Source organism: Microbacterium sp. H6 (assembly GCF_003314775.1).
Taxonomy (GTDB): Bacteria; Actinomycetota; Actinomycetes; order Actinomycetales; family Microbacteriaceae; genus Microbacterium; species Microbacterium oxydans.
The window spans coordinates 224-4,983 of the sequence record NZ_QOAY01000285.1 but is presented as its reverse complement, the minus strand read 5'-3'; the positions used below and the strand labels follow the sequence as shown (position 1 = coordinate 4,983).

The window sequence follows — 4,760 nt, the reverse complement described above, 5'->3', positions numbered from 1 at the left end:
ACGAGGCCGTCGTTGCGCTGCAAGATGATGTCGGCTGCACCGTTCCGACCGCTTCCGCCGCCAGACTGGTCATCACCCACGACCGGTCGCGCACCGGTGAACGCGTGAAGAAGAAGCGCGGCCACCGGTTCCCCGCTCCCGACCGCAGCAAAGGCATCCTGCGTCTCACGGATGCTTACGGGCGTGGCGTGGCTCAGCGCTTCTGGGAATGACTCGCCACGAGGGCACCATCCTTCGGTCAGAATGCGTGATCGTGCCTCGTCAGAGAAGCTCATTTCCCGGTCCACCCATTGCTAAGCGTGTGCGCCAACTGGCGCGCCCCTAACATAGTTCGGCCAAGCTCAGCCGGTAGGCGAAGGCCTCCTCGTCGAGCGCGCCGCCCGAGCCCCGCCGTTCCTGCAGCTAGCTCCCGCTTTCGGGGACCTTGACGGTTCGCCCGGCGCGCGAACGCGAGTTCCATCAAACCGTGGCGGTACGGTCCGGTTTGTGGGTCACCTAACTCAGCCCGCCGAGTTGATGCGGGGCCTTTGGCGTCATGGTTTCCGCGAGCGTGCTGTGCGACGAGTCAGACCTGCAAAGCCGACTCGATGCTTCCTAGAAGCTCGTTCAAGAGCTCGCGTCTGTTGGGATCGAAAATCTCGCGATCAGCACTCAAATTCGCGACCCGCTGAGCCACTGCAACCTTGTCGGGCGAGGCTACTCCGTTCGCTGTCGCCCATAGTTCAACCGCTTTCGTACGCAGGCTCTCGGGGAGCGCGCTCCCGTCGAGTTGAGTCTTGGTCGCCGACCAGCAGTCAGCCTCTTCCACGACGCACTGAGCGTATACATCCGGGTGGATCAGGTCCTCAAGCTCGAGTGCGCCAGCGCCATCTGTCTCGTTCAACACGAGCACACGGCTGGGGTCCACTCCAGCCCTGAGGAGTTTCTTCCGGTTCTCCAATCCGCCGGGATCGCCATCCACGATGAAGGCAACCTGTCCTGCCTGGGACACAAGCTCCGCCACGCGCACCGAGGCAACGCTAGACAGCCCTGGGACAATCTGAAACTTGATCCGCTCACGGCCAGCGGCTTGCCGAAGCAGGGTGGGCAAGAGGATCGCCTCGCAGGGCCCCTCTCCGATCAGCGCGTGACGAGCAGGCGTGAACGTCGCCGCGACAGCGCCCATGCTCTTGAGCAACGGCGAGAATCCGGCACCTGCCTCCCAGAACCCATTGCGCAGCAACGATGCGCCCGCGTCGATTGGTTCCACTACGCGCACTCCGTTGCCAAGATCGTGCGGAAGGCAGCCGAATGAATGCGTCGTGTACAGCACCTTCGATGTGTACTCTTGTCGCGCAAGGACCCCGACGAGGTCGGCTTGCGCGTCGTAGTGAAGGTGAGTCTCGATCTCATCCGCAAGCAAGATCGGACGACCGCGACCACCATGGGTGAACGCGAGCAACGCAGCGAACCATCGCAGTCCATCACTCCGATCCGCAAGGCTCGAGTACCCCTTGTCGTTCGGTGTCGTCACTTGAACGACCAGAAGGCCATTCTGAACATCGATCTGCAGAGCGATTTTCTCCTGGTTCCAGCTCTCCGCGTAGACCTCTCGTAAGCGATCATTCGCATGCATCCGGCGGGTTGAAACATCGGCGTAGTTGGCGTCTCGTACTTCCTGGCGCAGTGCGACGAGATCGAGTTGAGCCAGCCGCGCAAGGTGTGCCAGAGCCGGGCTCGGTTGGTCTGCTTCGGACTCGAGGTCGTACTCGGATCGTAGATTGTGGTCCTCTGGCCCCAGGAGCCGCATTTCGGGAAGGCGGGCGAGAAGTACGGCCGCTGCAACGGCGGCCGGTTCGGGTTCCGCCGCTTCTTGGACACTCGCTCTCAGGCCCGCGACGAGGCTACGCAGCTTATCCGGCCATACCGAAATAGCTTCGTTCGGGAAGGCAGCGGCGTCGATTGCTCCTGCCTCTAGGACCCCCGCAGCCCCCTCTGCAGAGTCAGCAATGACGTCCAAACTCCCCACGGCCGTCGGTATCTCACCGTCCGCGAGAGTCGCGATGACGCTGTCGATCAAGTCAAGGTCAACCGCGACATACTCAGCCATCCTCTCGAGAGCAGGCCTCAACTCGCCCATCAAATCGCCGAGATGCACCCGAGGCACTGGATCCCTGCTCGGCCTCGACGGATGGAAATCGATCACTCGCCCGTCAGCGCCCATCTTCGAGACGATGATCTTCTCCACATCGCCACCACCGCGGATGTGCGCAATTGCTTGCCTGTCTTCGTCCTCCAGTTGGAGTTGCCAGCGGAGAGAAGGAACCGTATCAATCGATCGTCTCGGGTGTTCGGAGCGATCGAACGGCTCGTCGTGGTTCAGGTGGGTGAGCGCCCGTAGCAACGAGCTCTTCCCGGCTTCGTTCGGCCCGACGAACGCAATCAGGTCGCTATGCAGCTTGACTGACGTCGGCGCAAGGAAACGGCGATATCCCTCGAGCGTGAACGTGATGAGTTTCATGACGCGTACCGGCGTGCCTCTCGGTATGGAATGTCCTCCCGAATCTAGCGCCCACACGCCGAATCATGCCCACTCTTCTGGAACGAACGAGCGCGCGTCTCTTCGAAACAGATGAGCAAACGGCATGGTCACCGTCGCAGGCAAGTACGTGCCGTGTCTGACCGATTGCACGCGGCCCATCGGGGCGCGGAGCCTCCACGTCGCGTATCCCTCTCTTGATCCTTGTGCTCGTGATGGACAGCGATTTCGTTGACGGGCGGCTAGAGAGCTCGGCCAAACACCGCCTCCGGTGAGAGGGCATTCGGATCCTGGCGGTAGCGCGCGAGGATGTGGACGAATGAGCGTTCGTCCCGGAGGCCGACTCCACTCAGGATCGCTGCCTCAGCGGCCTGCTGATCGACTGTTTCGTACGTCATCGTGTGATCGAAGTAGAAGTCCTCATAGAGCCCGGCGTTGAGATGGAACTTTCCAGTATTTTGCACGTAGGTGTACAGGCGCTTCTGGTCACTCTCTAACGCAACCCAGACAGGCACGCCGTCAGGGTTCCTCACTAGGTAGAGATTCATCGTCATCACCTCCCTTTTACATCTTGCTCCATCCGGACGGGTGCAGGAGGTCGCTCGAGCGACGATTCGACGCGGAGCGACGTGTCCGCAACGGTGTCCGTGGGGTGATCGCCTAAGTACTCCGATGAGACTTTCTACAGGAAGATGAGATTTCTACAGATCCGGTGAGACAGGACATCGATGCCTGCGCTCAAGATTCCGTGATCAAACCGTTGCATTCGTTACCTCGCCGTTATACAGTGATCGCACGGTGAATGTTTGCTGTGGCATCCACCGCATGTGATTGCAGGACACTCTTGGTGCAAGGGACAAGGGCCGGTCGGGAGCCTCTCCGACCGGCCCTTTACTGTTCGCACTATTCTGTGAGGATGACCGATCGCAAGCTCGCCCTGGAGGCCTGGGAGAGCCTGTTCCGCGCGCAGCACGAGCTGTTCACCGAGATGATGGGCGACTTCGAGCACAGCGATATCGCGCAGGCCGAGTACGACGTGCTGCTCACCGTCACCCGCTCCCCCGACCTCACAGCGCGGCTGCGGGACATCACGGCGAATATGCTCATCAGCCAACCCAGCGTCTCGCGACTGGTCGACCGCATGGTCGCGCGCGGTCTCGTGGCGAAGTGCCCCGACCCCGACGACGGTCGCGGCGCCCTGATCCGCGCGACGGACGAGGGGGCACGGGCCTTCCGCTCGCTCGCCACTGTGCACGGACGCTCGATCGCCGAGCGCATGTCCCGCCTCGACGACGACGAGCTCCGCGCCCTGCGCGACCTCGCGGAGAAGCTCCGCAAGGGCTGACGTCCGACTCTCCTCCACAGCTTCTCTGGGGAGGATGAGTTCCCCATGGGGCACGGGAGATGACGTCCGCCGCGGCGACGCCGGGCGCTTTTCTGGCAGGGTGGGGGCGAAGGCGCGCATCACGGCGCGCCCGAGACCGCCCCCTCGGGGGGAATCAGGGAGGTCATCCATGGAGATCGCCGGAATCGTCGGCATCCTCGTCATCGTCGGAATCGCCGTCGTCGTCGCCGTCGTCCTACTGCTCGTCCTGCTGCTGTTCGCGCGCAGCTGGATCAAAGTCGCTCGCGCCGACGAGGCACTCGTCATCTCGGGACGCAAGCAGAAGGTGCAGACGGCCGTGCTCTCGGCCGACGGCTCGAGCAGGTCCGAGATGTCGGAGTCGCCGGTCACCGTGATCGTGAACGGCAAGTCGCTCGTGAACCCGATCACGCAGCGTCACGAGATCATCTCGCTGCGTTCACGTCAGGTCTCCCTGAACGCCGAAGCGCAGTCGCTCGACAGCGTGACCCTGAACGTCGACGGTGTCGCGATCGTGAAGATCGGATCCGACCCGATCCTGGTCCGCCGCGCAGCCGAACGATTCGCCTCGCAGGACAAGGCCATCGAGCAGTTCACCACCGAGCAGCTCGAAGGTGCGCTCCGCGGTATCGTCGCCACCCTGTCGGTCGTCGAGCTGATGCGCGAGCGCAAGAAGTTCTCGGACCAGATCGCGGCAGACGTCTCGCAGGAGCTCGCCGAGCAGGGGCTGATCCTCGACTCGTTCCAGATCAAGGGCATCACCGACAAGGTGGGTTACATCCAGTCGCTCGGCGCTCCCGAGATCCAGGCGAAGCGCCAGTCCGCCGAGATCTCGCAGACCAACGCCGACCGCGCGATCAACCAGAAGAACATCGCCAA

Annotated in this window: 5 protein-coding genes; 3 read left to right on the top strand and 2 right to left on the bottom strand. The window is 62.6% G+C overall.

Annotated elements, in window-relative coordinates; all coding sequences use genetic code 11:
* Positions 1-212, top strand: a 212-nt coding sequence (locus DSP71_RS22530; protein ID WP_181800781.1) for a hypothetical protein, incomplete at its 5' end; no start/stop codon positions are given.
* A 353-nt stretch (positions 213-565) separates the two neighbouring features.
* On the opposite strand, the gene DSP71_RS18305 is transcribed toward DSP71_RS22530, so the two are convergent.
* Together DSP71_RS18305 and DSP71_RS18300 are read right to left on the bottom strand one after the other, a co-directional pair.
* Positions 566-2,500, bottom strand: coding sequence for an AAA family ATPase (locus tag DSP71_RS18305; protein WP_113681760.1), 1,935 nt, complete (start codon positions 2,498-2,500; stop codon positions 566-568).
* Between the two features lie 260 nt (positions 2,501-2,760).
* Positions 2,761-3,072, bottom strand: coding sequence for a hypothetical protein (locus DSP71_RS18300; RefSeq protein WP_113681759.1), 312 nt, complete (start codon positions 3,070-3,072; stop codon positions 2,761-2,763).
* Positions 3,073-3,434: 362 nt separating this feature from the next.
* Here DSP71_RS18300 and DSP71_RS18295 point away from each other — a divergent pair, with 362 nt between their 5' ends.
* Positions 3,435-3,863, top strand: coding sequence for a MarR family winged helix-turn-helix transcriptional regulator (locus tag DSP71_RS18295; RefSeq protein WP_045264204.1), 429 nt, complete (start codon positions 3,435-3,437; stop codon positions 3,861-3,863).
* A 169-nt stretch (positions 3,864-4,032) separates the two neighbouring features.
* The coding region (locus tag DSP71_RS18290; RefSeq protein ID WP_258546541.1) for a flotillin family protein at positions 4,033-4,760 on the top strand (728 nt) is incomplete at its 3' end.